This window comes from Thauera aminoaromatica S2 (assembly GCF_000310185.1).
In the GTDB taxonomy this organism is placed as follows: domain Bacteria; phylum Pseudomonadota; class Gammaproteobacteria; order Burkholderiales; family Rhodocyclaceae; genus Thauera; species Thauera aminoaromatica.
The window spans coordinates 1-6,218 of sequence record NZ_AMXD01000181.1 but is presented as its reverse complement, the minus strand read 5'-3'; the positions used below and the strand labels follow the sequence as shown (position 1 = coordinate 6,218).

General features: G+C 69.6%; 5 protein-coding genes. 1 reads left to right on the top strand and 4 read right to left on the bottom strand.

Annotated features, from left to right (window positions below; genetic code table 11):
- The 3 genes from C665_RS17785 to C665_RS17775 form a co-directional block, all read right to left on the bottom strand.
- A partial coding sequence (locus C665_RS17785; protein ID WP_004325088.1) for a nitrate- and nitrite sensing domain-containing protein occupies positions 1–665 on the bottom strand: 665 nt, incomplete at its 3' end.
- A 106-nt stretch (positions 666–771) separates the two neighbouring features.
- Positions 772–1,473 (bottom strand): lipoprotein-releasing ABC transporter ATP-binding protein LolD, encoded by a 702-nt coding sequence (lolD, locus tag C665_RS17780; RefSeq protein ID WP_004325086.1) that lies wholly within the window; start codon positions 1,471–1,473, stop codon positions 772–774.
- Entirely contained in the window at positions 1,466–2,722 is a 1,257-nt protein-coding gene (locus C665_RS17775; protein ID WP_004325085.1) for a lipoprotein-releasing ABC transporter permease subunit, read from the bottom strand. The genes lolD and C665_RS17775 overlap by 8 nt, the downstream gene beginning before the upstream one ends.
- A gap of 227 nt (positions 2,723–2,949) precedes the next feature.
- On the opposite strand from C665_RS17775, the gene C665_RS17770 reads away from it, so the two are divergent.
- A complete protein-coding gene (locus C665_RS17770) occupies positions 2,950–4,869 on the top strand; it encodes a CHASE domain-containing protein (protein ID WP_004325084.1) in 1,920 nt (639 codons plus the stop codon).
- Here the strand turns inward: C665_RS17770 and C665_RS17765 are convergent.
- A partial coding sequence (locus C665_RS17765) for a YgiQ family radical SAM protein (RefSeq protein WP_004325082.1) occupies positions 4,866–6,218 on the bottom strand: 1,353 nt, incomplete at its 5' end. The two genes, C665_RS17770 and C665_RS17765, sit on opposite strands and share 4 nt — an antisense overlap.

Below are 6,218 nucleotides of genomic sequence, written 5' to 3'. Positions count from 1 at the left end.
AGCAGCGCGACCAGGGCGTGCTCGTCGCTGCGCGCAAGCTCGCGGCGGGCGCTCAGCGCCGTGCCGCGAGCGCGCAGTTGACCGAGCCGCTCGCTGAGCTCCGGCAGCGCGCCGAGCAGCGGCGCGAGCAGGTTGGAACTCGCCGGCTCGGGGTCGAGCGACAGCCCGGAGGCGTCACCGAGCTCGCCGAGCCAGCGCATGAGTCCGGCGATCGTCTCGGTGTGCAGGCGGAAATTCTCCGCGCCTGCCATGGAGAGCCCGCTGTCGGCAAGGCGTACCAGCGCCGCCCGCTGCATCTGCCAGCCCGCGCGCAAGCCCGACCAGCCGGCATCGCCGTCGATGGCCGCGTCGAGTGCGCCGAGCGCGGCATGCAACTCCGCCGCCTTCGCCTCGCGCTTGGGCGCCAGCTCGCTGCTGCCCCCCAGCACACCGGCGGACAGGCCGCGGTGCTGCTGCGTCTTGAGGATCACGCCGAAGCCCGCGTCGAACAGCTGCAGGCCGGCGATCTCGCGTTCGGTCACGCGGATCTCTTCGCGCAGGCTGGTGAAGATCTGCGCGAGCAGGATCACCGAGGCGACGGCACAGACGAGGATGATGAGCCCGAACTTGAGCGGATAGCTCAGGCGGTCGAGCAGGCGGACGGCAGGCTGGAAGAGGATTTTCATGGCTCGATTCCCGGCGCGGGGCCGGACAGGATGGTCTTCGAGCCTGTATACGGTCGTTTCCGGTAGAACTTGACCCATCCCGGGGCGTTGCCGCGGGATTTCTTCCTCAAGCGCCGAGCCGGCCGTCCACCAGGCGGAGCGTGCGTTGCGCGCGCGCGGCCAGGGTCTCGTCGTGGGTGACGATGACGAAGCTGGTCGCCAGGCGCTCGTTGAGCGAGAGCATGAGATCGAACACCGCACCGGCTGTGCGGCGGTCGAGGTTGCCGGTGGGCTCGTCTGCGAGCACGCAGGCGGGCTGCGTGACGAGCGCGCGCGCGATCGCGGCGCGCTGGCGTTCGCCGCCGGAGAGCTCGCCCGGAGCGTGGTCGAGGCGATGGCCGAGGCCGACCTCGCGCAGCATCTGCGCGGCACGCTCGTCCGCCTCGGCACGCGCGACGCGGCGGATGTAGAGCGGCATCGCGACGTTCTCGAGCGCAGAGAACTCCGGCAGCAGGTGATGGAACTGATACACGAAGCCGAGCGAGGCGTTGCGCAGGCGTCCGCGCGCGGCCTCCGACATGGTCGAGAAGTCCTGCCCCATCAGCCGCACCCTGCCCGCGCTGGGCACGTCGAGTCCGCCGAGCAGGTGCATCAGGGTGCTCTTGCCCGAGCCGGACGAGCCCACGATCGCGACGCGCTCGCCACGCCGCACCTCGAGCTCGACGCCGTCGAGCACGCGCACCGCCTCCGCGCCCTCGCGAAACTGTTTGGACAGCCCGGTGCAGGCGACGACCACGGGTTGCGCGCCGGTATCCAGGGTTTCATTCATAGCGCAGCGCCTCCGCAGGATTCACCTTCGAGGCGCGCCAGCTCGGGTAGAGCGCGGCCACCAGGGTCAGCACGAAGGAAACGGTGACGATGGTGCTCACGTCCGAGCCCAGGACCTTCGAAGGCAGCTCGTTGATGTAATAGATTTCCTTGTTCCACAGCGTCGCCCCGGTGAGCGTCTCGAGCGCGGGGATCACCACGTCGAGGTTGTGCGCGATCGCCAGCCCGCCGGCCACGCCCGCGGCCAGGCCCACCAGGCCGATCACCGAGCCCTGCAGCACGAAGATCGCCATGATCGAGGCCGGGCTTGCGCCCAGCGTGCGCAGGATGGCGATGTCGGCGTACTTCTCCTGCACCGCCATCACCAGCGTGGAGACGATGTTGAAGGCCGCGACCGCCACGATCAGGAAGAGGATCAGCGTCATCATGGTCTTCTCGAGCGCGACCGCGCGGAAGAAGTTGGCGTGGCTGCGCGTCCAGTCGGCGACGACCAAACCCGGCTCGCTGATCGTCATCGCCAGCTCGCGCGCCACCCGCGGCGCTGCGAAGAGGTCGTCGAGCTTCAGGCGCACGCCGCTCACCGCGTCGCCCAGCCGGTACAGCGCCTGGGCGTCGGCGATGTGCACGAGCGCGAGGCTGGAGTCGTACTCGTACATGCCGGCCTCGAAGATGCCCACCACCTCGAACTGCTTGACGCGCGGCAGCACCGCCGCCGGCGTCACCAGGCCCTGCGGCGCGATCAGCGTGACCTTCTCGCCCAGGCGCACGCGCAGCGCGGCGGCGAGGTCGCGTCCGAGCACGATGCCGAAGCGGCCCGCCTGCAGTGCATCGAAGCTGCCGGCCTGCATGTAGCGGCCGAAATCGGCGACCTTTTCCTCCGCGGACGGGATCACCCCGCGCACCAGCGTTCCGCGCACGCCCTCGTCGAAGGAGAGCATGCCCTGCTCCTGCACGTAGGGCGCCGCGGCGCGCACCGAGGGGTTGCGCAGCGACTCGTCGGCGACCTGCTGCCAGGCCATGAGCCCGCCCTCCGGGCTCTGCACCTGCACGTGCGAGGCGACACCGAGGATGCGGGTGCGCAACTCCTCCTGGAAGCCGTTCATCACCGAAAGCACCACGATCAGCGCCGCGACGCCCAGCGCGATGCCGAACATCGATACCAGGGAGATGAAGGAGATGAAGCGGTTGCGCCCCTGGGCGCGCTTGCGCGAGCGGGTGTAGCGCAGGCCGACGAGGATTTCGTATGGCATTGCTTGCTGTCGACGATGGCCGGGAAGGACAAGGGCGGCATTGTGCCCGCTGGCGGTCGCGCGCGCGACCTCGAAACGCATGCGGATGTAAGCCCGGCCGCGGCGGCGGTCCCACCTGCGGGCTGGCCGCTCCGCACGATTCGTGGAACACTCGCGAACAGGCCACCCCCTCACCCCTCCCGCCCATGACGCAGGACGCAGGATCCGCGCAAGTTCGCGCCGCCGCCATGCTCGACCGCAGCACGGCCGCCTGGCTCGCGCTCATCCTGGGCCTGCTCCTGACGGCGGTGCTGTGGAGATACGTCGACGCCCATCTCGAGGAGCGGACGCGCGACCGCTTCGCCACACACGCCACGCTGGCCCGCGACAACCTGCTCTCGCGCGTGCAGGCCTACGAGCAGGTGTTGCATGGCGGCGCCGCGCTGTTCGCCGCGAGCGACGACGTCGGCCGGTCCGAGTGGGCGGCCTATGTCGCAGCCCTCCACCTCGAGCGCTCGCTGCCAGGTATCCAGGGCACCGGCTTCACCGTCATGCTGCTCCCGGCGCAGCTGGAGGCCCACGTCGCGGCGGTGCGCGCCGAAGGCTTCCCCGACTACACGGTACATCCGCCCGGGTATCGCGACCGCTACAGCAGCATCGTCTACCTGGAGCCCTTCGACGGGCGCAACCGGCGCGCCTTCGGCTACGACATGTATTCCGAGCCGGTGCGCCGCGAGGCCATGGAACGCGCGCGCGACACGGGAACGGCCGCGCTCAGCGGCAGGGTCACCCTGGTTCAGGAGTTCGGCACCGAGGTGCAGCCCGGCTTCCTGATCTACCTGCCCGTGTACGCGAAGGCCATGCCGGTCGCGAGCGTGGAGCAGCGCCGCGCCGCCTTGCTGGGCTACGTCTACGCGCCGTTCCGCGCGTACGACATGATGCAGGCCATCTTCCGCGACGACCTGCGCGACGCCGACATCGAACTGCACGACCTGCACGAATCGCCGCAGACCCTGCTCTACGCCTCGGCCGAGCGCAATGCCGCCGCGCACTACGTCGTCACCCACGCGGTCGAGGTCGCAGGGCGCGAATGGGTGGTCCGCTTCAGCAGCACGCCGGCCTTCGAGGCCGACCACGCGAGCGCGGAGCCCGCCCTGATCCTCTACGGTGGCAGCGCTCTCAGCCTGATGCTGTTCGCGGTGATGCACAGCAACGCCCGCCACCGCCGCCGCATGCGTGCCGCCGCGTCGCACCTGGCGCACAGCCGCGACGAGTTCCGCACCCTGGTCGAGAACGTGCCCGGCGTCGTCTTCCGCTGCCAGATCGAACCGCCCTGGAGGGTCATGCACATCAGCCGCGGGATCACCGCGCTCACCGGGGCGACACCCGAGGATTTCATGTCCGGTCGATTGTCGTTCGGAGACTTCATCCTGCATGAGGACGTCCCCACGATCGTCGCCGCGATCGAGAGCGCACGCATCAGTCACACCAACTACGACGTGGAATACCGCATGCGCGGGCGCGACCGGCGCGTCCATTGGGTCAGCGAGCGCGGCCGCGTGGCGGTCGACGCCGATGATGAACCGCTCCGGCTCGACGGGGTGATCATCGACATCACCGAACGCAAGGCCGCCGAGGAAGCGATCCGCAATCTCGCCTTCGTCGACACGCTGACCCAGCTCCCCAACCGCCGTTTCCTGCTCGACCGCCTGCGCCAGGGCCTGGCCAACGCGCGCCGCCACGGCCGCCACGGGGCGCTGCTGTTCATCGATATCGACCACTTCAAGCGCGTAAACGACACCTACGGCCACGAGGCCGGCGACCAGCTGCTGTGCGAGATCGCGGCGCGCCTGCGCCAGGTGGTGCGCGAGGGCGACACCGTGGCGCGCCTCGGTGGAGACGAGTTCGTGGTGATGCTGGAGGATCTGGGCGACGCCGCAGCCGAGGCTGGCGAAAAGGCAGCCCTGATCGCCGGCAACATCCTCGCCGCACTCAACGAGCCATACGCAATCGGGGCAGTGCGTCATCACAGCACGCCCAGCATCGGCATCGCCTGCTTCGACGGCGGCGAGCAGCGCGCCGAAGAACTGCTGCGGCGGGCCGACGAGGCGATGTACCGCGCCAAGGCCGGCGGACGCAACCGGCTCGAGACGCTGAACGCCTCCTAGGCCCCGCGCCTCGCCCGCGATTTCGCGCAGCCACCCGGCTTGCGCCCGCCCCCGGCCTTCGCCGCCACCAGCCGTGCCGGCTGCTGGCGCGGCACCAGGCAGTGCGGACCGTTGCCGATCAGCTCGGCGCGGCCCATCTCGATCAGCGCCTCGCGCAGCAGCGGCCAGTTCTCCGGGTCGTGCCAGCGCAGGAAGGCCTTGTGCAGCTTGCGGATGCGGCCGGCGCGCGCGGTCTCCACCACCTCGGAATCCGCCGACACCTTCTTCAGCGGGTTCTTGCGCGAGTGGTACATCGTGGTCGCCAGCGCCATCGGCGTGGGCAGGAAGGTCTGCACCTGGTCGAGGCGGAAGTCGTGCGCCTTGAGCCACAGCGCCAGGTTGAGCATGTCCTCGTCGGTGGTGCCCGGATGGGCGGCGATGAAGTACGGCACCAGGTGCTGCTTCTTGCCCGCGAGCTTCGAGTACTTCTCGAACATGCGCGCGAACTCCTCGTAGGCGCCGATGCCCGGCTTCATCATCTTGGAGAGCGTGTTCTCCTCGGTGTGCTCGGGCGCGATCTTGAGCAGGCCGCTGACGTGGTGGGTGACGAGCTCCTTCACGTATTCCGGCGAGCGCACCGCGAGGTCGTAGCGCAGGCCCGAGCCGATGGTGATGCGCTTGATCCCTGGCACCGCGCGCGCCTTGCGGTAGAGCTCGACGAGCGAGGAATGGTCGGTGTCGAGGTTCTCGCAGATGCCCGGATACACGCACGAGAGCCGCCGGCAGTTCTCCTCGATCGCCTTGCTCTTGCACGCCATGCGGTACATGTTGGCGGTGGGCCCGCCGAGGTCGGTGATGTGGCCCTTGAAGTCGGGCGACTTGTCGCGGATCTCCTCGATCTCGTGAATGATGGATTCGTGCGAACGGCTCTGGATGATGCGGCCCTCGTGCTCGGTGATCGAGCAGAAGGTGCAGCCGCCGAAGCAACCACGCATGATGTTGATCGAGAACTTGATCATGTCCCACGCCGGGATGCGCGCGCCGCCGTAGCTCGGGTGCGGCGCACGCGCGAAGGGCCGGTCGTAGACGAAGTCCATCTCGGGGGTGGTGAGCGGCACCGGCGGCGGGTTGATCCACACGTCGCGCGCGCCCGGGCCCTCGCCATGGCACTGCACCAGCGCGCGCGCATTGCCCGGATTGGACTCGAGGTGGAACACGCGCGAGGCGTGGGCGTACAGCACCGGATCGTCCTTGACCTCCTCGTACGCGGGCAGGCGGATCACCGTGCGCGCGCGGTCGGCGCGGCGCGCCGCGACGCGCTCGGCCGCCGGCACGATGCGCACCGGCTGGGCGCCGTCGGCGGCGGGCCT